Below are 24,759 nucleotides of genomic sequence, written 5' to 3'. Positions count from 1 at the left end.
GGGAGACCGGGAGTCCAGAGTATGCCGCGTTTTGAACGAATTCCGTCTCGAACTGTCGGAAGGACACCAAGGAAAGGATGGCACGCGGATGAAGAAGCATAGCGACACGGCGTGGAGAACGGCCCGGTGGATACTGACGGCGGCGGTCCTCGTCGCCTTCCCGCTCACGGGCTGCGGGCAGAAGGAAGAGCCGGCGGCCGACGCCGAAGTGGATCTGTCGCAGCCGGGCGACCTGTTTTCCCAGCCCGTACGCAGCGCGGCCCCGGAACCCGCGGACGACGAGGCGATCGCCTCGATCGACGGCGACCAGCTCACCTGGGGCGAAGTCCGCGCCGAGGTGGACCGCGCCATGAAGATCGCCGCGCAGCGCCAGGTCCCGCCGGAGCAACTGGCCCAAATGCGGGGCCAGATCACCCGGCAGGCCGCCGAGGCGCTGATCGTCAAGCGCCTGCTGCTCCGCGAGGCGGACCGGCAGAAGGTGGAACTCACGCCCGAGGAGATCGACAAGGCGCGCGCCGAGTTCACGGGCCGCTTCCCGCCCGGCATGACGCTGGAAGACGCCCTGGACAAGCAGGGCATTTCCAAGGCGGAGTTCGACAAGGAATTCGCCACGGAGCTGCGGATCAACAAGCTCGTGGAGTCCGAGGTCGAAAAGCAGATCGCCGAGCCGACCGATGAGGAAGTCGCCAAGTTCTATGAGGACCACAAGGACCGCATGGACATGCCGGAGACCGTGGCCGCGAGCCATATCCTGATCGCCGTGGAGCCGGACGCGACGGAGGAGCAGAAGAAGGCGGCGCAGGCCAAGGCGGAGGAACTCCGCGCGAAGCTGATCGAAGGCGCCGACTTCGCGGCGCTGGCGACCGAGCACTCCGATTGCCCCAGCAAGGCGCGCGGCGGCGAGCTGCCGCCCTTCCGCCGGGGCGACATGGTCAAGCCCTTCGAGGATGCGGCGTTCGCCCAGAAGGTGGACGAGATCGGGCCGGTGGTGGAAACCCGGTTCGGCTACCACGTCATCAAGGTCACCAAGCACGACGAGGCCCACGCGATGACACTGGACGAGGTGCGTCCCGACCTGGTCCGCGGCATGAAGGCGCAGAAGCGCCAGCTGGCCGTCCGCGAGTACATCGACGGGATCAAGGCCAAGGCCGACATCCAGTTCCTCGGCGCGGCGAGCATGCCGCCGCCGATGTCGATGCCGATGATGCGTCCCCCGGTGGAAGAGACGGCCGAGCCCGAGACCGCTCCGGCGGAACCCGAGGCGGCGGCCGAGCCGGCCCCCGAGGAAGCGCCGGCGGCCCCGGCTGAAGAGTAGACGGTTTGCATACGGCGCCGGGATTCGCTCACGCGGATCCCGGCGTTTTTGTTTTTCCGGCGCAGGGAAGGCGGAGAACACCGCGCGCGGCGCGGGCTCCCTGACCTCGTTCACCGGCGGGACAAGCCCGCCGGGGTCCAAAGAGGGAGATCGCCCCCTGCCGGCTAAGCCCGCCGGGGTCCGCCGGAATTAAAACGGGTTCGTGGCCCAGCGGGAGGCGGCGCGCAGGACGATGCGCCGGGAGAGGTCCGTACCCTGCAAGGTCGGCTGGGGCAGGTACACGTCCGCCACGGCGGGTTCCCGGGGCATCGGCCGGGCGCGGACCTGGTCCAGGTTCATCAGGTGCCGGGTCTGGACGGGGCGCGCGTCCGGGGGAACAATCTTCCACGGGATCGGGTCCTGGCCCAGGTCGTGCCAGCCCATCTCCACTTCCTTGAGGCCGGCGACGAGGACGGTCTGCCCGCCGGCGGAGGGCGTCTCGAGGTAGGGCTCGAGGATATAGTCCACGCGCCGGCCGCCCTGCTTCTCGACCACCATGCGGCTCCGGCCCATGTCCTCGCGGTCGAGGTCGATCCAGTAGTCCGGCCCCATGCCCATGCCCAGGAAGTAGACGCGCAGCAGGCTGTTCTCGGACACGCCGGTCTCGGGCGCGTAGAAGCCGGCGGGGAACGCGACCAGCATTTCGGGCATCTCGTCCCACGGGATGTCTTCGCTCAACGGGCGGCCCGCCCGGTTCGGCATGAACTGGCTGCGGACGACCCGGCCGCTCCGGTGCCGCGCCCAGAACAGGCTCAAGCTGGGCGCCATGGTCTGCCGCGTCAGCATGCTCCGGTTGGGATGGAACAGGAGGAAGCTCAACTCCTCGACGGGGTCCGCCTCCTGATCCTCCGGGCCGACGAGGCGCGCCCGGACCTTGGCGGCGACCACGGGCACGCTGGAGGCGAACTCCGCGATCGTCAGCGGGATGCCCTCCGGCCGGGGCTCGCCGGGCCGGCGCGCCGTGTGCTCGTTGACGGGCCGGACCAGCCCCAACTGTTCGATGAACGTGCGGAAGAACTCCGGCCACTCGGGCGGCGGGATCGCGTTTTCCAGCTCGAACACCCGCATCATGCGGCCGATCCGGCTCTGCGGCGCCGGCGTCTCCTTCCGCGGCTCCAGCCGGTGCACCCGCATGACCTTGCCCTCGCCCGCCAGCGTGACGTAGAGATCCCCGGTGTCCGGGTGGGCGCACAAGCCGCCGATCTCCCCGAGTCCGCCGACCCACTCCCAGACGATGCCCGAGAGGCCGTCCACCTCCGCCAGGCTCCAGGTGCCGTCGGCGCGGTTCAGGCTGGCGACCGTGGTGCCGTCCGGCAGCAGGGCCAGGTGGCGCAGCCCTTCCATTTTCTCCAGGCTGCGGATCTCGACCTGGCGGCGCGCGTCGTACCAGCTCAAGTCCGCGCCCCGGCGCTCGCCCACGACCAGGGTGCGCCCCTCCGGGTCCACCGCGGCGTTGGAGAAATCCGAGAACGGGCCGTGGTCCACCAGCTTCCAGTTGCCGTCCGCCTCCCGCATCAGCACGGCGCCGAAGACCGTGACCACGCGGCGCTCGCGGTTCTGCGTGGTGACGAACAGCCGGCCGCGGCGGTCCGCGGCGACGCCCGTGCAGACCTGCGGCGTTTCCACCCACGGGGTCTCGATCACCGAGGCCAGGCGCAAGCCTTCGTAGAGCGGCTCGAACTTCAGCAGCCGCGCCGGGCCGTGGCTTTCGACCACGTACAGGCGGCCGTCGGCGTCGAAGGCGATGGCGGACGGGGCGTCCAGCGTGGAGGCTTTTCGCGGGCCGCGCTTTTTCTCGGCGAGGGCGAACGCCCCCTCCAGCACGGGGAGGACCTGCTTGTCGCGGATCAGGGATACGCGGTGGGCGCCCCGCTCGGCCACGTAGACTTCGCCGTGCCGGGGATCCGTCGCCATGCCGCCGGGTTCCTTCAACCCGCCGGCGACGACCTCGACCGCGAGCAGCTCGCGGGACGTCTCCAGGCGCAGCGCGGGCGCGGGTCCCGGCGGCAGCGCCAGCCCGGCCGCGGCCCAGAGCAGGCCCACGCCCCACCGGCGCCGGGCTGCCTTCCGACTTGGACTCGGCTCATGCATGGTCATTTATCGGCCGAGGAACAGCCATTCGTCAGGCCGCGAGGCGGTGAACGCCACGACCCACGAATCCAGCCCCGACCCTTCCTCCGAGAACTCCAACCTATAATGTACACGCCTTCCGCCGGTTTCGTATACGACGAGATAGCTGTCGAACGGCTGCCCCGGGTTGAGCACCACCGAGTAGTCCGGCGTCCGGCCCAGCCCCATGAAGTTGATGTTGGCGATGCCCAGCGAGGACACCCCGACCCCCCCGGGCATCGGCACGGCCAGGGCCGCCGTGCCGATCCGCTCGGTCTTCGGCCGGTCCAGGCTGATCCCCATCGTCTCCGCCCGCAGGACGCTCGTGGCCGTCACGCGTCCCGATTTCGAACGGCTGGCGAACAGCGCCAGCGCCGTCTGCGGGCCGGTCTCGCCCATGACCATCTGGTTCGGCTTGAAGACGACGAACTGCACGCGCTCCAACGGATCCTCGACCGGTTCCTGGTCTTCCGCGGGCACCGCGCGCGCGTCCGCCGCGATCAGCGGCACGCGCTCGGTGAACTCGCGGAAGGAGATCGGCGGCAGGCCCGGCCGGCCGTAGTCGAGCCCGCCCAGGGCCAGGATGCGGGCCAGGTACGGGGGGCAGTACTCGGGGACATGGCGCGGGTTGAACAGCGGATGGTAGACCGCCATGTCCATGCGGTTCACCTCCGCCGGGAAGTCGGGCCGGGCCTTGAGCGACAGCACGCGGCCCTTCGATTGCTCCGTGAGCAGCAGGCGCTCCGCGAGCGGATCCCACTGCGCCGATTCGAGCGACCCGAACCCCTCCGCCGCCACCGTGTGGCGGTCCACCGCGGGGTCCACGATCAGCAGGGCGCCCGCCTCCGAGGCCACCGCCAGCCGGCCGTCCGGCAGCACGGCGATGCCTTCCGGGGCCTTGACCGCCGTGGCACTACAGCCGCCGATGGGCCGGCGCCCCTGCAGGTCCAGCCAGCCTACCTCGCCCGACACTTCGCACGTGTAGACGGCCTGCCGCCCGCCCCGCGTGAACTGCACGGAGGAGAAACTCGCGAACGGCCGGCGGTACGGCACCCACCATTGGCCGACGTTGTCGCGGTAGAGGATGGCGCCCATGAACGGCTTGGCGCCGCTGCCGGCCATGGCGAACTCGACGTCGGAGCCCGCCAGCAGGATGTCGTTCTGCGGGCCGACGGCCACGCCCTCCCACGCGAAGGCGCGCCACTCGCCCGGAAATTCGATCACCTCGCCCTCCGGGTACCGGCCGTCCGGACGGCCCGGGAAGCGGAGCAGCCGCCCGCCGGAAATATCCTCCGCCACGTACAGGTCGCCGGACGGCGAGAAGGCGATGCCCTCGGGGTTGCGCAGCGGCTCCGTCGGATCGGCCGTGCGGCGCCCGTCGCGGAGCCGGTAGAGCGGCGTGTCCCGATCCACGACGCGGAGCGGCTGCCCGTCGCGCAGCACGAGCACGCGGGCCGCGTCCTCCTCGGAAAAGAAAATCTCTCCGGTCAACGGGTGCACGGCCAGCCCGTCGGGGCCCTGCAGACCCTCGGCCAGCACCTCCTGTTCCATCGCCTGGAACTCGGCGAGCGGCGGCGCGGCGTACGGCCCCGCGCCGGGCCCCGGCGGAGGAATCGGCATCCCCACCGGCAGCGCAAGATCGTCCGCGTGCGCCGCGGCGGCCAGCAGGAAACACCACCCCGCAAGGCACCCCGCCCGACCGCGCCGCTTTGGGACTGGCGTCATCGCAGAAAAGAATACCGCTTTCGGGCTTGAGCGTAAAAGGCCGTTGAGCCAGATTCGCGCGGTGAACGAAACACAACCCGAGATACCGGCCTCGCCGCCGCACGAGCGCTTCATGCGCGCGGCGCTTCGGCAGGCGCGCCGGGCCGCCGACCTCGAGGAGGTGCCCGTGGGCGCCGTGATCGCGCGCGACGGGCAGTTGATCGCCCAGGCGCACAACCAGGTCGAGTTGCTCAAGGATCCGACCGCCCACGCGGAGATCCTCGCGATCACGCAGGCGGCCGCCGCGCTGCAGGACTGGCGGCTCGCCGGCACGGTCCTCTACGTGACCAAGGAGCCCTGCCCCATGTGCGCGGGGGCGATCGTCCTGGCGCGCATCCCGCGGGTCGTGTGGGGCGTGGCCGACCCCGCCCGGGGCGGCGCGGTCTCGCTCTTCCAGATATTCCAGAACCCCCGGCTGAATCACCGCGTGGAGTACGAAGGCGGGGTGCTCGAGGAGGAGTGCCGCGCCCTGCTGCAGGATTTTTTCAGGAAGCACCGGGAAGCGGCCCGAGCTGCCGGACCACCGGCGGAGGGAGCCGGCGCAGCGGGGGCGGATTCAACTCCGCGCCGCCCAACCACCCCGTGAGTTCCTCCTGCCCCCCGCGCCAGAGGATCAGCAGGTCGGCCGGCTGTTCCAGCAGGTATTCCGCCAGGCCCTCGCGCCGCCAGCGGCCGTCGGGCCGCAGGGCGGGCAGGAGGGCCGGCGTGAACTCGCCGCCGAGATCGGCCACGGGCACGGCGTGCGTGAAGGCCAGCCAGCCCGGCGCGTCGGTGAGAATCCGGCCGGCGCGCACCCGGCCGGAGACCAGCGTGTCGGAGATGAACTGCCGGGCCTGGACCCGGTCCGCCCGTTCCACGGCGGTCCGGGCCGCGAACCGCCCCATGCCCACGAGCGCCCACAGCAGGAGCAGCCCGCCGACGGCGGTCCACCATATGTCGAAGCCCGTCGCCTCGGGCAGTCCCGCCTTCCACTTGCGGTAGAGGTTCTCCACCGCGAAGGGCAGCCGGAATATTCCGAACGCGGCGGCCAGCAGGAACAGCGGCCCCATGGCGCCCAGGACGACGGGCGCCGAATCCGCGCCCATATAAGGATAGAGCAACGCCAGGCCCGCCGGCAGCAGGACCAGCAGCAACGGCACGAGCAGGAACGGGTATTCCTCCCCGCGCCGCAGGGTCAGCACGACCAGCAGGCCCGCGCCGAACCAGGCGAACAGCCGACCCGCGAACCCCTGCAGCAGCGGAACGCCCGACGCGGAGCCGAACAGCGCGGGCAGCGTGCGGAGCGAAAAGACGATCTGCCGCTCCGCCGCCTCGCCGAGCGGCCGGTCCGCCCATGCGTTCAGGGTCATGGGCGCGCCCGCCGCCTGCGGCCACGCCACGCCCAGCCAGTGCAGGTTCCAGGCAAAGAGCGGCAGCAGCAGCACCGCCAGCAGCAGCAGCCCGGTGAGCCCCTTGACCATCGCCGCGGCGCGCCGGCCCTTCCCGGGCCCGTCCGGCGTGATCCGCAGCGCCGCCTGCGCCCAGAAGACGATCCAGAGCAGCACGAATTCCAGCCGGATCCACGCCAGCAACCCGACGAGGAGCGCGCAGCCGAACGACAGCACGGGCCGCCGGTCGCGCAGGCCCTCGACGTGCAGGAGGCAGGCCGCCGTCGCCAGGAGCGTGGCCAGGGGCAGCGACGTCCCGGACAGCGCGTTCGTCAGGAGGCCGGGCGCCGCGATCAGCAGCACGGCGGCATAGAGGATGAACGGCGGGAACGGGAACAGCAGCCGGGCCAGCCGGAGAATAAGCAGCAGGGTCCCGATCGCGCAGACCGTGGCCAGCAGCAGGGCGGCGACGCGGACGCTGCCGACGAGCCAGCCCGCGGCCGCGAGGGCCAGCCGCCAGAGCGTGTCGCGCACCGCCGGGCACGGCGCGCCCGGCTGCAGACCGTAGGTGCCGTCGAGCACCAGCGTGCGGGCGACGGCCATGTCGGCGTAGGCGCGGTCGGACACGAAGACCGAGCCGCCCGCCGCCCGCCGCTCCGCGAGGAGCGCGGCCAGCACGCCGATCATCATGACCAGCGGCAGCAGCCACCGGAGCAGCCGGTGAATGGACCACCGGTGCAACTGGTTCAATCCCGGCACGCGATGCTCGTCTCCTTTTCCCGGCGGCGCGCCGCCGCGATCAGGGCCCCGCCTTCGGAATGATCTGGTCCGGCACGACCACCGGGTACTGGACCCCGCGCGCCCAGTATTCGCGGCCGCGAATCAACAGCCGGCGCCCTTCGAAACTCCGCAACTGGTCGTCGTTCCCTTGCACGTAGCACAGCGTCGCCAGGCCATCGCCGACGGCCACGAGCCGGAAGCGCGCGGGCCCGCGCAGCAACTGGCGCGCGCGCTTGAGAACGCCGTCCTGCTGCACCGCGCGGCCCTGCCCCTCGAACGGGATCAGATCAAGCCCCGCGGGCGGCGGACGCACCACCGGCTCGCGGCCCGTCTGCACGCGCACGACGCGCTGGCTCACCACGGTCCCCGCCGCGGGCGGCGGCCGCGGGCGGGAGGCGGACGGCACCACGGGCGGGGGCGGCGGAATGGAACTCGGCGCGGCCGGTTCTTCGACCGACGCCGCGGAGGGTGGAACCGCCGGCGGGGGCGCCGGCCTCGGCGCGCCCGCGGGCTCGACGTAACCGCGGCTGACCCACAGCGAGGCCGCGGGCGGCGGCGCGATCTTCAGCCAGTCCGTGAATTCGCCCCGGACGGTGACCGCGGCGCCGCGCGGAAGATTGGCGACGACCGTGTAGTTGATGCCGGGGCCGGCGCGTACCTTCAGTTCCGTGGCCGCCACCTTGCCGCCCTGGACGAAATCCTTGTGCACCCACAGGTCCACCGACTCCGGAGGCGCGATCTCCACCCAGTCCTCGCGGGTCGAGCGCGCCTCCAGCAGTTCGCCGTCGGCCACCTGCCCGACGACCTCGGCCTTGAGGTCGGCGCGGGCGCGCAGGTTGACCCGCTGCCCGACCACGCGGACGGTCTCGGCGCGCGCCGCGCCCGACGCCAGGACTCCCGCGATCACCATGCACAAAAGGCGCTTCATAACTTTACTCTCCGTGTCCCCGCGATCCCGTCCATCCCGCCGCACTCTAGCCGAGACCGCCCCGCGAATCAATCGCGCAGGCCGCCTGAATCTTCAGCATGCAAGGCCGTTCAACCTGATCGGATGAAAGGCGACACGGGCGGCCTGCCCGCCGGCGGGCGGGTCTCGCCCGTTCCGTTCACGGCCGAGACGGCCGTGTCACGCTCCTGCGGTCAAGATTCAGGCGCAGGCCGCGCAAACCGTACTTGTCAGACGGGAGGGCCGGTATAAGAATGTCCGCGTGATCGATCCGGACACCAGCGCCTCGCCGACCGGCCCGTGGATCAGCGGCTGGGAATGGAGCCCGCCCGCGGCCGCCCGCGGAGAGCGGCCCGGCCCCCGCTTCCACGCCATGAACCAACCGGGTTCCGTCGGACCGGATTCGGAGCCTCCGGGTTGGAGCCTGCACCTGGAATGCCCGGAGGAAATCGGGCCTGCCTCGTCGGTGCTGTACGCCTGCGGATTCCTTCTTCGCTTCGCCAGGGATCCGGCGGCCGCGGCGGCGGTCTACGTGGCCGAACCGGGCCTGCTGTGCGGGCGCCTGGGGCCGCGCCTCGCCCCCACCCTGTTCTGCGCCGCGTCGGAAATCCGCACCGCCGGCCCGATGACCTGGCTCGAGGCGAACGGGCAGCACGTGGCGCTCATCCAGGAACCGGCCGGCCCTGGCACGCGCTTCTGCCTGGCGGTGGAAACGCAGGCCGGACACGCGGAGGCCGCGGAGCGCGCCCGGCGCGGGCTCGAGTTGAAATTCGAGGACCTGTTCGCCGCGGAGCGCGCGAGCCGCGCGCCGTTCTGGGCCGACCGGAATCCCCGCGGGCTCGATCCCGCGATCGGCCATGTCGCGGTCGAGTTTCTCTTCGCCCGGCTGCGCCCGCCGCAGGGCGCGCTGCCGTTCCGATGGATGGCGCAGGATCCCGCCGGCCCGCCGCAGTTCAGCCTCCGCCACCTGTACCCGATGGTCCTCGCCTGGTCCGCGGTGGACCCCGCGGTGGCGGAGGACCTGGTGAAATGCGCGTTGTCCTGCCAGCAGCCGGACGGCCGGATCCCGGCGTGGGTCTCGCCCGAATCCTCCGGCGAGAACGCGCCGGCGGCGCTGCCGCTGGTCGCGCAGGCGGCGGAGCAGGCCTGGCGTGCGCGCCGCGAACCGGGTTTCCCGGATTTCGCCGCGCCCCGCCTCCGCCGCTATCTGCGCTGGGCCTGCCGGCACTACGATCCCGCGCAGACCGGCCCGCCGTGCTGGCAGTCGGCGGACGAGGCCCTGGTCCCGGACACGTTCGACGCGGGGCTGGCCTCGCCGGACCTCGCCGCCTTTCTCCTCTGCGAGATCGAGGCCTATCTCCATCTCGCCCGCGCCTGCGTCACCACGGCGGGGGACGAGGCCACCTGGCAGGCGGAAATCCAGCGCTTGAAAGACGCCCTGCAAAACACGCTGTGGGACGAGCGTCGGGGCGTCTTCACCAGCCGGTATATCAAGGGGGCCGTCATCGAGCGCCCGACGCTGTCCGCCCTGCTGCCGATCCGGGTCCCCGGCCTGCGCGCCGAGCAGCGGCTAGCCATTCTCCAGGCGCTCCGGGATCCGGCCGCGTTCGGCGGGCCGGCCGGCGCACCGGCCTGGGCGCACTGGGAAGGCGACCCCGAGCCGCCGCCGGTCCAGGCCTTGTACCAGGTCCTGCTGCTCGAGGCCCTGCGGCGCGCGGGCGCCGAGGACGAGCGGCGGGCTCTGGCGCGGACGCTGTCCGCGACGGTGGCCGACCTGTACGGCGAGTCCGGCCGCTTGCCGGACCGGCTGGATGAGCCGGACGGGGCTCCGCGGCACGCCACCCCGGCCGCCGTGGCGCTGGCCGTCCTGTTGAGCGCGCCCCGGGCGGAGGAGTCCGCCGCCGCCCAGCCCGTGTCCCCGTTCGTCGCCCTGCTCGATCGTTACCGTTCCGTGATCCTCTCGGGCGCGGTCGGCCTGCTGGCGCTGGGCCTCACGACCGTCGCCGTGCTCTTCCTCTCGAAGACCGCGCCGCCCGAGGGCACGCTATCGGCCTGGACGGGCCTGGCGACGCGCTATCACCAGGAAGGCCGGTACGACGAGGCGCAGGAGCTGTACGAAAAGATTCTCGCCAGCGGTCGCCGTCTGCCCACCGTGGAACTGCTGCTGGCCAACACCCTGCTCAAGCGCGGCGAACTGGAAGAGGCCGAGAACCGCTACCGGCGGCTGGTCGCCGCGCCCGACGCGCACCCGATCGCCTCCCTGAACTTCGCGGTCGCCCTCTACCTGCGCGGGCACACCAACGAGGCCTTCCTCGCCTTCCAGGCGTTCGCGGAAAAGTACGACGAGCGGCACCCGCAACTGGTATCCCGGGCGAGGGCCGCCATGCAACTCCTCGCCCCGGGCTCCGACCCCGCGTCGGCGACCGGCCTGCCGGCCGGCCCCGGGGAGTAAGAAGGAACGGGGGTGGCGGCCTGACTCCAGCCGGCCCCGGCCCCTGCCGCCTTGCGCGGCAGGGGAGGAAGCTCATCGGCCGACGCACTCCAGCCACCGGACGTATTCACCCGCGGCACAAGGCCGCGGGGGTCCTCCAAACCGATAAAAGAAAGAAGGGCGTTGCGCGCCAAGGAGGTCGGGGTGAGGAACCCCATAGGTGAACGCACATCCGCCCTTCAAAATCAATATACTTAGACTCTCGCCGATTTCAAGTGTTCAAAGAAAAAAAACTGCGCCCGCATTTGACGGGCCGGGATTTCATGCCCTATTATCAGGGCCTCGAACATCCTTGCGGATATATATTATGACCAAGAGCAAATTCTGTATAGGGCTTTTTCCCATGCTGGCCGTTTGGGCCACCCTGGGCGCAGGTTGCGCCCGCCAGGACATCCGGACCCTGGAGATCAAGGTCCCCCAGATGGGCTCCCCGGAATGCGCCCGGATCGTCGAGGACGCGTTCAAAAAGGTGGACGGCATCGAGCAGGTGGAGATCGACGTGGACCAGCGGCGCATCTTCGTCCGGTACGACGGGCTCAAGATGGGCATCGTCAACATCGAGTACCACCTGACCGCCGCGGGGTTTGACGCGAATGACAAGCCGGGCCGGCCGGACGCCCGGGCGAAACTGCCGCCCGAATGCCGCTGAACACCCCCATGAAAATACGCCTCGTCCCCGCGCCCCTCGTCCGCCAGGCCGCCGACGGCTGGCTGCTCTTCGCGTTCCAGGACGAGCTGCTCTCCGTCCCGGGCGGCGACCCGGTCGCTCGGCGGCTCGACCGCATGATCCGGGACTGGCGCGCCCGCCACCATTTCACCGGGCGGCTGAACCAGGTCGTCGTGATCTCTTCCTGGGAATCGCTGCCCGCGCGCGCGATCGTGCTGGCGGGGCTCGGGAAGAAAAAGGACTTTAACATCGCCCGCTTCCGGCAGGCGGCGGCCGCCGCGGCGCGCACGCTCCGCAAGCACCGCCTCTCGACCCTGGCCTTCTCGCTCCGCGCGCCGGGCCTGCCGCTCGCGCCGGAACTCCTGGCCGGGCACCTCGCGGCCGCGCTGCCCTACGGCCACTACGCGTTCACCCGCTACCTCTCGGACGACGAAGACGGGCCCGAGCGCCGGATGCCCGACCTGGTCTTCACCGACGCCCCGCGCTCGCCCGGCCTGGCGCGGCGGCTCGCGGATGAGGTCGCGGCCGGCGAGGCGCTGCGGGAGGTGCGCGATCTCGCCAACCTCCCGGCCAACGAGGCCCCGCCCGCCGCCCTCGCCGACGCGGCCCGCGCGCTCGGACGCAAGTACAAGGTCTCCTGCCGCGCCCTCGACAAGGCCGCGCTCCAGCGCAAGGGCTGCCGCGCCCTCCTCGCCGTCGGCCGCGGCAGCCGGCACGAACCCCGCCTGATCATCCTCCGCTACGGCGGCACGAATTCCAAACTCAAGCCCGTCGTCCTCGTCGGCAAGACCGTCACCTTCGACACGGGCGGCATCTCCATCAAGTCCGGCAAGGGCATGGAGTGGATGAAGTACGACAAGTGCGGCGGCATGGCCGTGCTCGCCGCCGTCCTCATGGCCGCGCGGCTCCGCCTGCCGCGGCCCGTCATCGGCCTGCTGCCCGCGGCCGAGAACATGCCCGGCGGCGACGCCACCCGACCCGGCGACATCGTCCGCGCCTACTCGGGCAAGACCATCGAGATCCTCAACACGGACGCCGAGGGGCGCCTCCTGCTGGCCGACGCGCTCTCGCTGGCGGCCGAGTACAAACCCGCCGCCATCGTGGACCTCGCCACGCTGACCGGCGCGTCCATCGTCGCGCTGGGCTACGTCCTTTCCGCCGTCATGGGCAACAACGGGAACCTGGTCGACCGGTTGATCGAAGCCGGCGAGGCGTCGGGCGAGCGGCTCTGGCCCCTCCCCCTGCTGCCGGAATACGACGAGGACATCAAGGGTGCCTTCTCCGACCTGAAGAACATCGGCGACCGCGGCGCGGGCACGATCATCGGCGGCACGTTCCTCCGGCACTTCGTCCCCGAGTCCATCCCGTGGGCGCACCTGGACATCGCGAATACCGCGTACGAGGAGAGCGCGAAACCTTATGCCCCGGCCGGCCCGACCATGTTCGGCGCGCGCCTGCTCGTGGAGTGGCTGCGGAACCTGTAAGGACAATGGAGGCGGGGCGCCCCCGCCCCGCATACCACGGAGATCCCGATATGCCAGTCCTCACCACCCTCGACCTCCCCGGCATCCCGAAGCTCCGCAGCGGCAAGGTGCGCGAGGTCTTCGACCTCGACGACCGGCTGCTCATGGTCGCCACGGACCGGATCTCCGCCTTCGACTGCATCCTGCCGACCGGCATCCCGCAGAAGGGCGAGGTGCTCAACCGGCTCTCCGCGTGGTGGTTCGAGCGCACCGCCGCCATCGTGCCGAACCACGTGATCGCCCTCGAGCCCCGCGCATTCCCGGAATCGCTGCGGGCCTTCGAGGATCTCCTGCGCGGCCGCTCCATGCTGGTCCGGAAGGCCAAGCCGCTTCCCGTCGAGTGCGTCGTCCGCGGCTACCTGATCGGGTCCGGCTGGAAGGACTACCAGGCCACGGGCGCCGTCTGCGGCCTGCCCCTGCGCCCCGGCTACCGGCTGGCCGACCGGCTCGACGCGCCGATCTTCACGCCCGCCCGCAAGGCCGACACCGGCCACGACGAGAACATTCCATTCGAGGAGGTCGGCCGGATGATCGGCCCCGATCTCGCCGCGCGGCTGCGCTCTGTGTCGCTGGCCCTCTACGCCCATGCCGCGGAGCACGCGCGGACACGGGGGATCATCATCGCCGACACCAAGTTCGAGTTCGGGCTCGACGGCGGCAAACTGATCCTGATCGACGAGCTCTTCACGCCGGACAGCTCCCGGTTCTGGCCGGCGGACTCCTACGCCCCCGGCATCTCGCCGCCGTCCTTCGACAAGCAGTACGTCCGCGACTACCTCGAAACGCTCGCGTGGGACAAGACCCCCCCCGCCCCGCCCCTGCCAGATGACGTCGTGCGGAAGACGCGCGAGAAATACCTCGAGGCCTACCGCCGGATCACCGGGCGGGCAGACCTGTGACGTCTTGGGTGCCTTCATTTCCAACTTGAGTCCTCGGGCAGAACGCCGTTAACTGATGTGGGGAGGTGCTTTCAGCCGGACATGCGGGAGGCGTCCATGAAAGCCATAACACGCTCGATTATTGTGGCCTTTGTGATGGGCCTGTCGGCCGGTTTTTCTCCCGCCGCGACTTGGCACGTCGCCACGAACGGCTCCGACGCTGCCGAGGGCACCAACTGGGCCACGGCCGTAGCCACGATCCAAACCGCGATTGACCTGGCCGGCGCCGGAGACACCGTACTGGTCAGCAACGGCCTCTACGACACCGGCGGACGCGTGGTGCATGGAGCCATGACCAACCGTGTCGTTATAGACAAACCGATCACCGTGCAAAGCGTCAACGGCCCGGCAGCGACCGTGATCAAGGGGGCATGGGACCCGCTGACGACCAACGGCAGCGCGGCCATTCGTTGCGTTTATATAGGAACAAACGCGTTACTTTCGGGATTCACACTAACCAATGGCGCAACCCTCTCGGACTCCATATATCGAAATTACGCTGGGGGTGGCGCCTGGTCTGTCCCCGCCGGGGTTTTAAGCAACTGCGTGATATCTGGTAATAGGTCCCTCTGGTGGGGAGGCGGCGTATGGGGCGGGGAACTCCATCACTGCACCCTCTCGGCCAATGCGAGCAGGGAGGGGGGTGGTTCCTATTCCAGTAAGCTCAGTACCTGTACACTGAATACAAATTATGCAGAAGACTACGGCGGCGGAGCCTCCCGGTGCGCATTGAGCAACTGCGGGTTGGCCGGCAATTCAGCACCTTCGCAGGGAGGAGGCGGCGCGCGACTTTGTGAGTTGTATAACTGCTCGATCTACAGCAACAGAACTCTGTGGTGGGGCGGAGGCGCCTACCAGAGCACGTTGACGGCTTGTACCATGACCGGCAACAGGGCCGCTTGGGGCGGAGGCGCCTGTTCCTGCGCATTGAGCGACTGTACCCTGTCCAGCAATTCGGCCTATCAAGGCGGTGGCGCCGTTTCCGGGTTGCTCTACCAGTGCACGCTATCCGGCAATTCGGCCATAGACAGGGGCGGGGGCGTAGATAACTGTATCTTGAGCAACTGTACGCTTTCCGGCAACACGTCGAGCAACCTGGGTGGCGGATCATGCTATGGCGCGCTGGTCGATTGCGTGCTTTCGAGCAATTCGGCGGCCGCTGACGGCGGAGGCTCGTGCTTTGGAATGCTGATCAATTGTTTGCTGACAGGCAACACGGCCCGCATCGCCGGCGGGGGAGCTTTTTCCTGTGTGTTAAGCAACTGCGCTTTGGTGGGCAACGTGGCATCCAACGGGGGGGGCAACGGTTACGGCACACTGAATAACTGCGTGTTGACCCGCAACCAGGCGCATCATGGCGGTGGGGCCTACCTCGGGACGATGTATGGTTGCGCCCTCCTAAGCAATACCGCGTATAACGGCGGCGGCGCCTGTTACGGAACACAATACAACTGCACTGTGTCATTCAACCGGGCGCAAAACCAAGGGGGCGGTGCATGGTATGGCTTGTTGAACAGTTGTACCCTGGCGCTGAACCAGGCGGCCAGCGAGGGGGGCGGGGCGTATCAGTGTTCGTTAAGCAATTGCACGCTGGAGGGTAATGCGGCCTTCTGCGGTGGGGGGGCGAGTCGAGCCGTGCTGAACGACTGCACGCTTTCGGATAACTCCGCCACCAATTGCGGCGGAGGGGCGGCCCACGGCACGTTGACCAATTGCCTGTTGACCGGCAACGCGGCGGCGACCAACTACGGCGGCGGGGCGTTCGTCTGCGCGCTGTACGACTGCGTGCTGGTCAGCAACTCGGCCTTCATCGGCGGCGGGTCGGCCTCGGGTGTCCTGAATCGCTGCACGCTTTCCGGCAACTCGGCCGGCGACGGCGGGGGCGGCTCGGCGTACGACACGGCGAGCCAATGCCTGTTGACCAGCAACTCGGCCCTCTCCGGCGGCGGCTCATTCAGGGGCGGGTTGAGCAACTGCAAGTTTGTCGGCAATCATGCGTCGGGCGCCGGAGGTGGGGCTTTCTTAAGCATACTGACCAATTGCACGGTGACCGGCAATTCAGCCAGCAGCCAAGCGGGGGGCGTTTTGGGAGGAGGCGTGGTGGCTCCGGTGAGAAACGGCATCGTCTATTTTAACACGGCGCCTGCCGACGCGAACTGGCTGAACACGGAGTTCTATTACAGTTGCACGATCCCCGCGCCCTCGGATCCGTGGAGCACGGGTAATATCACCGATGACCCTCGCTTTATGAATGCCGCGGCGGGCAACTACCACCTGCAGTCCGATTCGCCCTGCATCAACAGGGGCAACAACAGTTACGGGATTGGACCTGTGGACTTGGACGGCAAGCCGCGCCTTGTCGGCGGCACGGTGGACATGGGCGCCTACGAGTACCAGGGCTATTGGGGCTGGGCTTCCGCCATCACGAACGAGCTGACTAATTACAACGACTGCGCGACCGGCGACGGGTACCCGAACCTCGTGAAGTACGTCACCGGCAGCAGCGCGACGAACTCGGACGCTCTCGCCCGGCTCTCGGGATATGTGAGCAACGGCATGGGCGTGCTCGTCTTCAACCGCGACACGGCCGTGGACGACGCAACACTGATCGTGCAGGGTTCGGTCTCGATTTCCAACGACAGCCTGTGGGTGGGCCTGGCCACCAACATCAACGGCTCCTGGGGCGGAACGCCCAACGTGATCGAACTCGGCGCGGGCAATCCCGTCGTGTGCCACGTCCAAGACCCTTCGCCCTCCCCCACGAACCGGTTCCTGCGCCTGGCCGTGACCCGGCCATGAGGCCGGCGGCAGCGCCGCCCGCAAGCCGGCTGCGTGAAGCAAGAGTTGACATCCATAATGGATGCATTATGGTTTTTGTATGAGCACGATCACGTTGAAGGATGTTCCGGCCGCCGTGCATCGCACGTTGAAATCCCGCGCCCGGGCGAACGGAAGAAGCCTTAACCGGGAGATCATCATGACCCTGGCCGGCATGGTCCATGGCGTTCCGGTGGATGCCGCGGCCATCGGAAGGCATGCGCGGGCCGTGCGGGAGGCGATGAACGTCTACCTGACGCAGGAGGACCTGGCGGACTTCAAAAACGCGGGCCGCCGGTGATCGTGGTGGACGTCAACGCGCTGGCGTACCTCTGGATCCCCGGCGAGATGACCGACTTCGCGGAAAAAGCGCTGGCGCGGGACCCTCGCTGGGCCGCCCCCCTCCTCTGGCGATCCGAGTTCCGCAGCATACTGGCCGGATACTTGCGCCGCGGCGCCCTGGACCGGGCGACGGCCGATCGGTGCCTCCACGGGGCCGAGTCGCAGCTCGCCGGTCGCGAGTATGTGATTCCCTCGGAATTGGTCATGAGGAAAGTGGCGGAATCCCGATGCTCCGCTTATGATTGCGAATACGCGGCCCTGGCGGAAGACCTGAACGTGAAGCTGGTGACGTCCGACCGGCAGCTCCTGGCGGAGTTCCCTGCGCTGACGGCCAGCCTCAAGGCCTTTGCCGGCGGGAAATAAAAACCATGCAGCCCCTCGTGGACCAGTTCCTGGACTACCTCTCGCTCGAGCGCGGGTTGAGCGAGAATACGCGGCTGGCCTACGGCGCGGACCTGCACGCCTTCCTGGACTACCTCCAGCAGAAGCGCGTCAGCTCGGTCAATGACGTGAGGCGGCCGCAGGTCCTCGACTTTCTCATGGACCAGAAGGATCGCGGGCTTCAGGCCAACTCGATCGCGCGCCGGATGGTCGCGGTGAAGGTGTTCTTCCGCTACCTCCAGCAGGAGGGCCTGCTGCGGCAGAACGTGACGGAGAGCATGGAGACGCCGCGGCTCTGGAAGATCCTGCCCGACACGTTGAGCGTGAAGGAGGTCGAGCGCCTGCTCGAGTCCGCGCGCAGCCGCGGCCGGCACCGGCTGCGCGACGGCGCGATCCTGGAGACGCTGTACGGCACCGGCCTGCGCATCTCGGAGCTGGCCCGCCTGACGCTCGACGATCTGCACTTCGACGACGGCTACCTGCGCTGCCTCGGCAAGGGCCGCAAGGAGCGCGTCGTGCCGCTGGGCGGCGCGGCGGCCGCCTCGCTGCGCGCGTACCTCTCCGAGGCGCGGCCCGTGCTCGCGAAGCGCATCCCGGACGGGCGGGCCCTGTTCCTCACCGTCCGCGGCGGGCCGTTCAGCCGCAAGACCCTGTGGGTGCTCATCCGGGGCGCGGCCCGGCACGCGGGCATCGCGAAGCACGTCACCCCCCACACCCTTCGCCACTCGTTCGCGAGCCACCTGCTGGCCAACGGCGCGCCGCTGCGGGTGATCCAGGAGATGCTCGGCCACTCGGACATCGCCACGACGCAGATTTACACGCATGTTGACAGCTCGCGGCTCAAGCACGTACATTCCCGCTTTCATCCGAGGGCATGAACCTTCTTCGCAATCCATACCGGAAGCTGGAAAAGGCGCTGGGGTACCGCTTCCGCAAAAAGAGACATCTCGAGGAGGCCCTCACGCACCGCTCGTGGCGGTACGAGGCCCCCACGTCCAACACGGTGGACAACCAGCGGCTGGAATTCCTCGGCGACTCGGCCTTGAGCCTCGTGGCCTCGACCCAGCTCTACCACGCCCACCGGGACCACCAGGAAGGCGACCTCACGCGGCTCCGGAGCGTCCTGTGCAACGGCAAGACGCTGGCGGAAATCGGCGAACGGATCGGGCTCGGTGCGTTCCTGCGGCTGGGCCGCGGCGAGGAGCAGTCCGGCGGCCGCGCCCGCGCCTCGACGCTGGGTGACGCGCTGGAGGCGGTCCTCGGCGCCGCGTACCTGGACGGCGGACTGAAGGCCGTGGAACGGATCTACAAGCACCTGTTCACCGCCCTGGCTTCCGGCAAGGAAAGCGCGGCGGCACAGGATAATCCCAAGGGCGCGTTGCAGGAGTATTGCCAGCAAAGGTGGAAGGTCGGGCCGGTCTACCGGCTGCTGGAGGTCACGGGCCCCGGCCATGCGCGGCGGTTCAACGTCGAGGTCCGGATCGGTGACCGCGTCGCCGCCGCGGCCCACGGCCCGAGCAAGCGCGAGGCGGAATCCCGCGCCGCGCTCAAGGCGTTGCAGGGGTTGGAAAATCCGGCTGCGGATTCCTGATCCCATTGTTGAAAGTTGGACGTTGGAAGTTGGTTGTTGGACGTTTCTTCTCCCCGAGACTCAACTTCCAACGCTCAACGTCCAACGCCCAACACGAATCAGGCCAGTTCTTCCCGCGCGTGCCGGTCCGGCGCAAGGTAGATCATCGGCAGGCTGACCAGCGTCACGGCGTACTTGACGATCATGTTGAAAATAAAAATCTGCCACACGGCGACCCACGGCAGCGCCCACCCGAACGCCCCGACGGAAAACAGGACGCTGTCCACCGGGACGCTGACGCTGTTGCTGGTCAGCACGCGCAGCCACTGGAACCGCCGCGTCACGCGCGTGACGAAGAGGTGGTAGATCTCCGTGTCCAGGAGTTCGCTGACCACCTCGGCGAGGATGGACGCGATCACGATGCGCCAGACCGGCGCGAGGATCGCGCGGAACTCGGCGTCCAGCCCCCACCCCGGATCGCCCGGCACCCGCGCCACCCACAGCAGGTAGGCGGCCATCAGCAGGTTGATCAGCCCGGCGGCCACGATCAGCAGGCGGGCGTGGCGGCGGCCGATCAGCTTGTGGACCACGTCGCGCAGGGTAAAGGTGACGGGATAGACGAACGTTCCCATATCCACGGCCAGCCCCGCGACGATCCCGATCTTCAGGCTGGCGATGTCCGCGAGCATCTGCGCGGCGATGTAGGCCGCGACGGCGACGACCACCGCCGCCGTAACCGGCGGCAGGTTCTGGCTGGGCGAATCCATTGGGAACAGCGATCCGGCCGAAGGGATACCACAGGAACCGGCGGGGGGGAAGCCCCGGAGTCAGGCCAGCACGATCGGCAGCGGGTCCGGAAAGGAGACGCGCAGTTCATCCAACTCCTCCGCGCGCCCGTAGCCGTCGAGTTCGCTGAACCGCTCGAGCAGAATCTCCTCGAACAGCCCGCGCCGGATCGCCTGGACGTGCAGGTGCGGATGCCAGTTGCCGTTGTGCGGCGGGCCGCCGACCTCGGCCAACACGGCGCCGGCGGGCACGTGTGTCCCCGGCCGGCACCGGACGTTCTGGAGGTGGGCGTAGATCAGCAGCACGTCGCCGCCGGGCATTTTCGGGCGAAGGATGATGCGCTTTCCCCAGCCGCCGTCCCGGTCCGGGTCGTCGTCCACCACCACGATGCCGGCCGGGAAACCGGCCACGAATTCCGTGCCCCGGGGCACGTTGAAATCGACGCCGAGATGGATGAACGCGCCGCTCTTTTCCAGGTAGCTTCCGCGCCAGAGGCGGCGCCGGTCCTCGAGGTAGCCGCCGTAGGACCAGTCGGCGCCTTCCCGGCGATGAACCTCGGCGATCATTTGCCCGCAAACCGCGGGGTCCAGCAGCGGGTTCGGGGCGTCCGGGGCGGCGGGCCGGCGGGCGAGCCAGTGCGCCGCCTCGTCGTCGAGGTTGATCCGCGCCACGGGTTGTCCGGCCAGCGAGGGGAAGAGCATGGGCCGCCTACAGGTCCGCGTTGGGATCGAGTCCCCGGATGTACGCCAGGAGCTCCCGGGCGACGTCGGAATACGCGACGATCTTGCCGTAATCCAGGGCCACGTTGTTGAGGTATTGCAGGATCAGGGCGTCGCCGATGCGCGAGCACGGCAGGATGCCGGCGAAAAAGAATCCCATCTTCTCGAACTCCGCGGCGAGCGACGCGGTCGCCGGATCCTCCAGGTTCAGGAACAGGTTGACGCAGGCGACCTGCTGGACGCAGAACTGCCGCAGGGCCTTGCGCACGGCGGTCGCCGTGTCCGCCCCGTACCGCCGGACGAAGATCTCCGCGCAGCCCTCGGCCGCGTTCACGCCCGTCAGAAGTTCCGCTTCCCCGGCGGGCGGCGGGGCGGCGGGACCCGGCGCCGCGTACTCGTGGCCCGCCGCGCCGATGTTCCGGTACAGCTTCTCGATCATGGCCCGGTGGCGCTCCGGCGGGTACAGGCGCCGCTTCTCCGGCGCGCCCGCGTACTTGAAGCCGAGGATGACGCTGATGCGCTGCGCGCCGGCCTCCGGGATGCCCCGGAACTTCCACGACGAGGGGCTGGTCGCCAGCAGGATCCCGCAGTCGTTGACCTGGTAGCGCGCCATCGCTTTCTGCGTGAAAACGTGGTTCGAGACCGCGTACGCGTAGATGCCGCGCAGTTCCCTCGTCTTGGGGCAGGTGAACAGGTATTCGATCAGCCGGTTGAGGGCGCCCTGCCCGCGGTATTCCACGTTGACGAACACGAAGGTCAGCTCGGCGATCCGGTCCTCGGGGTACTGGTAGACCAGCGCGGCGTGCCCCATGAACACCTTCTCCTTCGTCACGGCGACCGCGGAGATCATCTCGCCGGACCGGTTCATGGCGACGAGGCGCTCGGGGTAGTAGATGTGCTCGTCGAAGAAGCTGTACCCGTGCGACTTGAAGGCGCAGCGGGAGACCTGGATCGCCTCGCGGGGATCGAGCCCGCGCACGTCGTAATCGATTTTTTCGACGATGACCTCGGGCTCCGCCGCCGCGACCTGCCGTTCCTGCTGCTCGGACTCGAGGGCGGCCTTGTCCTTGCGGTACTTGACCAGGTGCGTCTCCTTGCCCTCGGTTCCGAGGTTGTGGAACGACACCTCGTCCATCAGGTGCTGCATCAGGAAGGTCCCCAGACCCCGGGTCGAGGACTCTTCGAGGGACGCGCCGGCCCGATAGGCCTCGACCTGCGCCGGATCGAAGGGCATGCCCTTCTCCCGGATGACGATCTTCATGCCCGCGGGCAGCTTTTCGCACTCGATCTCGAAGCTACGGCTTTCCTCGGCGTCGTAGGCGTACTTCATCACGTTGGTCACGGCCTCCTCGACGCCGACCTCGATCGGCATGAGTTCCGCCTCGAAAAAACCGAATCGGCGGGCCGCCTCGGTGACAAAAGCCTGCGCGTTCGGCAGGTAGGAAAGGTCGTTCGGCAGGGTCAGCTTCAGCGAGTCCTTCGAAGTCATGCTCCCACCTCCCGGGTTCCGGCCATCAAAAAGGGAAGGTGGCCAGAGACGGGATCGAACCGTCGACACACGGATTTTCAGTCTAACCTGGCCGCCATCAATATGTTACACATTTACCGTCACGACCCTCATTCAGGCCGAAGCATCAGCAGAACAGAAAACCATCATATTTCCTAGGCATTTCGAGTGTTTGCACCTTCAAGCAAGCTCCCGCCCCTCTTTATAAGGAGTAGCAAACCGCTTTCATTCAGCCACCTTCTTCTTGACCAAATCATGCACGAAAATGCAGGGGAATGCAAACGGCATCAAAATCTTGGCCCCGCAGACCGGCCCCGTGAAAGAATGGAAGGATAGTTGTGTGCGTCAAGTTCAGCAAATTGGTGGGATAGGTATTCCCCGTTGTTGAAGACTCTCCCTTCGTTGGGTTCCCCTCCCGCCGCACTGTGACACGCACTCCCTTTCGCCTTCACCTGGGTTTCAAAGTACGGGTGCGCCCAGAGAAACGAAGTCGACCAATTCCGTCGGCGGAAGAGCCTCCCCGCACGCCACGCTCCCCTGGAAAGACCCGGGGTGGTGCGCCCACCACGAGTCGAATGCGGAACCTTCAGCGCCGGAGGCTGCACATAAGATCCATTTGCTCCCGGCCATCCAGCCTTATTCGTAGCAAAGGCCATAATCACGGAGGAGCGCAAAGAGGGAAACGCAAGACAATGGAAGTGCCGATTCCTGGTTGGCTCGCCAGTTCCACGCACCCTCCGTGCTCCTGCACGATACGCTTCACAATGCCCAACCCCAAACCGCACCCCTCCGCCTTGCCACGGGTGAATTGGGGCTCAAAGGCATGCGGCCATATTTCGGCGCTCATCCCCCGCCCGTTGTCCATGACGCGCACAACGGCCAGATCCTGATCTCTCTGGAGATTCATGGTGACCTCTCCTGTGCATCCCAAAAAGGCATCCACCGCATTGATCAGAAGGTTCTGCATAGCTCGAGCCAACTGAATCCTGACGCCTTTCACACAGACCTCTTCCGAGGCCAGAACGATCCATACGTCCACGCCTTTGTATTTGGCCCAAGCTGAAAAGGTATCCGCCAGCTCCAGGAGTATCCGGTTCAAAGAAACTCGCCCCATGGCCTTGCTGTTTGTTTGCGCCCCTTGGCTCAAGGCCTCCGTCATTTCCGTGCAGCGATTCAAGCTCTGCTCTATTCTTTGCAGGTTCTCGTTGATTGCCGGCTCGTGTGTCGCCGAGACCACTCCTTGTGTGCCTAATTGCCGGCCCAGGAGATAGAGAAATCCCTTGGCCATGGTTAACGGATGGCGGATGTCACGAGCCCATTCCGACATGCATTGGACCGGGTCGACGGGCCCATCCGGTACCGTTTCCTTCTTTTCGCCCCTTAACGTGCTCTGGGATGCTTTGTTCATGCTATTGTCGATGGACGGTCCAATTGCCCGGCCGGAGGGGGCGTCAGCTCTCCTCCTCGCGCCCCGGCACACCTCCGCAGGCGCGCGTTGCCAAGTAGTGATTATCCTCCACGGCAAAGCGCTGCTGTGTGCAATCCGCCACGCGCCATCGAAAACCATCATGAAACTCCGCCCAGTGGTGGCGCCTCACCATCTCATGACGGCTGCAACTTCCCTTCAGGTACCCCCCCATCACCCGCGCCGGGATGCCCGCCGCCCGGCACAAGGCCGTCATCAGGCCAGCGCTTCCCCATCCCGTATCCGGCCTCCCGTCCGTCTTGTTTTCCACCACTCCGATCATATAGGCATACAGCGCCCTAGCCGTGCCTTGGGGAGGAGAGCCTTTCAAGCGCCGGACCGTCTCCGCCACGATCGAATGCCGGGCCCCCATGCCGGGATCCTCCGCCGGATAGCGATCCCTGTCCATGTCCGACAACGGTTGCGCTTTCGCGGGCGCTGTCCACCGAGCTTTCACGCTGACAATTTTCTTGCCGCAGGGGGGAATCCCGGAAAGGCTGAACATCACTTTCTGGTTGCCGCGGGAGTCGCGGCGGATCTCCGCTTCGGGATATGGATTTAACTCCACACGGCCATGGGTCGCCGACTCGGCGACGGGCGCATCCACGGGAAAGTCCACCCCAGGCAAGGGCCCGGAGTCCGTGTTCTCTAAAATACAAACCATTTCGATTTCCCATGATTCCGGATCCGCAGCCGAATCCGGTGGCGTCCCGTACTTCAGCAAGAGCGTGCTTTGCAAGGCCTCGGGCTTCGCTCCCTGCGTGCCGCCCCCGTAGACCACCATCGCCCCGCATTCCGTCGCCATCATCGTGCCTCGTCTCCTCCCCGTCCGCTTCCTCACCCGGCATCACAGCCGACCCGCCTGTGCCTATTTCGGACACCCGCCGCACCCCGGCCGCACCTTGGCCCCACCGCTTCCCGCACTCTGCGCTGTCATAACCTGCCCCTGCCGGATCGCCCCCATCATACGGCGGTGCGCCTCCCACGCCGTCCAGCCCCCTTCCAGATAGAAGACGAAGGCATTGATGTTCCCCGCCCAGTTCGCGATCGCCGCGTAATCCTCCCCCCGATCCGTCGCCACCAGCACGGCACCCACCTGCGGACGCGCCTTGATCGCCGCGTTCACCGCCGCGGCGAAGTCCTCCGGCTTTGACGGATCCAACGGGATGACCGTGCCCCCCTCCCAATGGTTCGTCGCCGCGCTGTCGGTCGACACCACCAGCCAGTCCGTCG

Annotated in this window: 21 protein-coding genes; 11 read left to right on the top strand and 10 right to left on the bottom strand. The window is 68.1% G+C overall.

The genetic code is table 11. The annotated features are described in order from the left end of the window. Positions 1–88 precede the first annotated feature (88 nt). The gene (locus tag KA248_07385) at positions 89–1,315 is read left to right on the top strand and encodes a peptidylprolyl isomerase (GenBank protein ID MBP7829724.1); all 1,227 of its coding nucleotides are present in this window, start codon (positions 89–91) and stop codon (positions 1,313–1,315) included. Between the two features lie 189 nt (positions 1,316–1,504). Here KA248_07385 and KA248_07380 read toward each other — a convergent pair whose 3' ends face one another. Together KA248_07380 and KA248_07375 are read right to left on the bottom strand one after the other, a co-directional pair. Further along, positions 1,505–3,451, bottom strand: a complete 1,947-nt coding sequence (locus KA248_07380; protein ID MBP7829723.1) for a hypothetical protein — start codon at positions 3,449–3,451, stop codon at positions 1,505–1,507. Continuing rightward, entirely contained in the window at positions 3,452–5,188 is a 1,737-nt protein-coding gene (locus KA248_07375; GenBank protein MBP7829722.1) for a hypothetical protein, read from the bottom strand. 112 nt (positions 5,189–5,300) lie between these two features. Between KA248_07375 and tadA the strand changes: the two genes are divergently transcribed. Then, positions 5,301–5,813: a tRNA adenosine(34) deaminase TadA gene (tadA, locus tag KA248_07370; GenBank protein ID MBP7829721.1), complete on the top strand. Its 513-nt coding sequence runs from the start codon at positions 5,301–5,303 to the stop codon at positions 5,811–5,813. Here the strand turns inward: tadA and KA248_07365 are convergent. Beyond that, on the bottom strand, positions 5,713–7,353 hold the full coding sequence (locus KA248_07365; protein ID MBP7829720.1) for a hypothetical protein: 1,641 nt from the start codon (positions 7,351–7,353) through the stop codon (positions 5,713–5,715). The genes tadA and KA248_07365 overlap by 101 nt on opposite strands. 40 nt (positions 7,354–7,393) lie before the next feature. Beyond that, the gene (locus tag KA248_07360; protein MBP7829719.1) at positions 7,394–8,302 is read right to left on the bottom strand and encodes an SH3 domain-containing protein; all 909 of its coding nucleotides are present in this window, start codon (positions 8,300–8,302) and stop codon (positions 7,394–7,396) included. Between the two features lie 280 nt (positions 8,303–8,582). Here KA248_07360 and KA248_07355 point away from each other — a divergent pair, with 280 nt between their 5' ends. From KA248_07355 to rnc, 9 genes are all read left to right on the top strand, one after another. Beyond that, on the top strand, positions 8,583–10,772 hold the full coding sequence (locus KA248_07355; protein MBP7829718.1) for a tetratricopeptide repeat protein: 2,190 nt from the start codon (positions 8,583–8,585) through the stop codon (positions 10,770–10,772). A 346-nt stretch (positions 10,773–11,118) separates the two neighbouring features. Continuing rightward, positions 11,119–11,460, top strand: coding sequence for a heavy-metal-associated domain-containing protein (locus tag KA248_07350; GenBank protein MBP7829717.1), 342 nt, complete (start codon positions 11,119–11,121; stop codon positions 11,458–11,460). Positions 11,461–11,468: 8 nt separating this feature from the next. Continuing rightward, positions 11,469–12,962 carry a leucyl aminopeptidase gene (locus KA248_07345; protein ID MBP7829716.1) on the top strand — a complete coding sequence of 498 codons (1,494 nt, stop codon included), beginning with the start codon at positions 11,469–11,471 and terminating at the stop codon, positions 12,960–12,962. A gap of 50 nt (positions 12,963–13,012) precedes the next feature. Beyond that, on the top strand, positions 13,013–13,900 hold the full coding sequence (locus tag KA248_07340) for a phosphoribosylaminoimidazolesuccinocarboxamide synthase (GenBank protein ID MBP7829715.1): 888 nt from the start codon (positions 13,013–13,015) through the stop codon (positions 13,898–13,900). A gap of 1,548 nt (positions 13,901–15,448) precedes the next feature. Beyond that, entirely contained in the window at positions 15,449–16,738 is a 1,290-nt protein-coding gene (locus tag KA248_07335; GenBank protein ID MBP7829714.1) for a hypothetical protein, read from the top strand. 79 nt (positions 16,739–16,817) lie between these two features. After that, a complete protein-coding gene (locus tag KA248_07330) occupies positions 16,818–17,057 on the top strand; it encodes an Arc family DNA-binding protein (protein MBP7829713.1) in 240 nt (79 codons plus the stop codon). Further along, positions 17,054–17,461 (top strand): type II toxin-antitoxin system VapC family toxin, encoded by a 408-nt coding sequence (locus KA248_07325; protein MBP7829712.1) that lies wholly within the window; start codon positions 17,054–17,056, stop codon positions 17,459–17,461. The genes KA248_07330 and KA248_07325 overlap by 4 nt, the downstream gene beginning before the upstream one ends. 5 nt (positions 17,462–17,466) lie before the next feature. Continuing rightward, positions 17,467–18,357, top strand: coding sequence for a site-specific tyrosine recombinase XerD (xerD, locus tag KA248_07320; GenBank protein MBP7829711.1), 891 nt, complete (start codon positions 17,467–17,469; stop codon positions 18,355–18,357). Further along, a complete protein-coding gene (rnc, locus tag KA248_07315; GenBank protein MBP7829710.1) occupies positions 18,354–19,070 on the top strand; it encodes a ribonuclease III in 717 nt (238 codons plus the stop codon). The genes xerD and rnc overlap by 4 nt, the downstream gene beginning before the upstream one ends. A gap of 98 nt (positions 19,071–19,168) precedes the next feature. Here rnc and KA248_07310 read toward each other — a convergent pair whose 3' ends face one another. The 6 genes from KA248_07310 to KA248_07285 form a co-directional block, all read right to left on the bottom strand. Further along, entirely contained in the window at positions 19,169–19,816 is a 648-nt protein-coding gene (locus tag KA248_07310; protein ID MBP7829709.1) for a queuosine precursor transporter, read from the bottom strand. Between the two features lie 60 nt (positions 19,817–19,876). Then, positions 19,877–20,536: a peptidoglycan DD-metalloendopeptidase family protein gene (locus KA248_07305; GenBank protein ID MBP7829708.1), complete on the bottom strand. Its 660-nt coding sequence runs from the start codon at positions 20,534–20,536 to the stop codon at positions 19,877–19,879. 7 nt (positions 20,537–20,543) lie between these two features. Then, positions 20,544–22,043, bottom strand: coding sequence for an ATP-binding protein (locus KA248_07300; GenBank protein MBP7829707.1), 1,500 nt, complete (start codon positions 22,041–22,043; stop codon positions 20,544–20,546). A gap of 676 nt (positions 22,044–22,719) precedes the next feature. Beyond that, positions 22,720–23,469, bottom strand: coding sequence for a HAMP domain-containing histidine kinase (locus KA248_07295; protein ID MBP7829706.1), 750 nt, complete (start codon positions 23,467–23,469; stop codon positions 22,720–22,722). Between the two features lie 43 nt (positions 23,470–23,512). Next, positions 23,513–24,334 carry a hypothetical protein gene (locus tag KA248_07290; protein ID MBP7829705.1) on the bottom strand — a complete coding sequence of 274 codons (822 nt, stop codon included), beginning with the start codon at positions 24,332–24,334 and terminating at the stop codon, positions 23,513–23,515. A gap of 60 nt (positions 24,335–24,394) precedes the next feature. Further along, the coding region (locus KA248_07285; GenBank protein MBP7829704.1) for a hypothetical protein at positions 24,395–24,759 on the bottom strand (365 nt) is incomplete at its 5' end.

Source organism: Kiritimatiellia bacterium (genome assembly GCA_018001225.1).
Taxonomy (GTDB): domain Bacteria; phylum Verrucomicrobiota; class Kiritimatiellia; order CAIQIC01; family JAGNIJ01; genus JAGNIJ01.
The sequence above is the reverse complement of the archived record's forward strand: the minus strand, read 5'-3'. Positions and strand labels throughout refer to the sequence as shown.

Coding starts and splice junctions, on each gene's coding strand:
- KA248_07330 (MBP7829713.1), top strand. CDS start 16,818: ATGAGCACGATCACGTTGAAGGATGTTCCGGCCGCCGTGCATCGCACG.
- KA248_07310 (MBP7829709.1), bottom strand. CDS start 19,816: ATGGATTCGCCCAGCCAGAACCTGCCGCCGGTTACGGCGGCGGTGGTC.
- KA248_07290 (MBP7829705.1), bottom strand. CDS start 24,334: ATGATGGCGACGGAATGCGGGGCGATGGTGGTCTACGGGGGCGGCACG.
- rnc (MBP7829710.1), top strand. CDS start 18,354: ATGAACCTTCTTCGCAATCCATACCGGAAGCTGGAAAAGGCGCTGGGG.
- KA248_07375 (MBP7829722.1), bottom strand. CDS start 5,188: ATGACGCCAGTCCCAAAGCGGCGCGGTCGGGCGGGGTGCCTTGCGGGG.
- KA248_07300 (MBP7829707.1), bottom strand. CDS start 22,043: ATGACTTCGAAGGACTCGCTGAAGCTGACCCTGCCGAACGACCTTTCC.
- KA248_07360 (MBP7829719.1), bottom strand. CDS start 8,302: ATGAAGCGCCTTTTGTGCATGGTGATCGCGGGAGTCCTGGCGTCGGGC.
- KA248_07350 (MBP7829717.1), top strand. CDS start 11,119: ATGACCAAGAGCAAATTCTGTATAGGGCTTTTTCCCATGCTGGCCGTT.
- xerD (MBP7829711.1), top strand. CDS start 17,467: ATGCAGCCCCTCGTGGACCAGTTCCTGGACTACCTCTCGCTCGAGCGC.
- KA248_07340 (MBP7829715.1), top strand. CDS start 13,013: ATGCCAGTCCTCACCACCCTCGACCTCCCCGGCATCCCGAAGCTCCGC.
- KA248_07305 (MBP7829708.1), bottom strand. CDS start 20,536: ATGCTCTTCCCCTCGCTGGCCGGACAACCCGTGGCGCGGATCAACCTC.
- KA248_07380 (MBP7829723.1), bottom strand. CDS start 3,451: ATGACCATGCATGAGCCGAGTCCAAGTCGGAAGGCAGCCCGGCGCCGG.
- tadA (MBP7829721.1), top strand. CDS start 5,301: ATGCGCGCGGCGCTTCGGCAGGCGCGCCGGGCCGCCGACCTCGAGGAG.
- KA248_07345 (MBP7829716.1), top strand. CDS start 11,469: ATGAAAATACGCCTCGTCCCCGCGCCCCTCGTCCGCCAGGCCGCCGAC.
- KA248_07385 (MBP7829724.1), top strand. CDS start 89: ATGAAGAAGCATAGCGACACGGCGTGGAGAACGGCCCGGTGGATACTG.
- KA248_07295 (MBP7829706.1), bottom strand. CDS start 23,469: ATGAACAAAGCATCCCAGAGCACGTTAAGGGGCGAAAAGAAGGAAACG.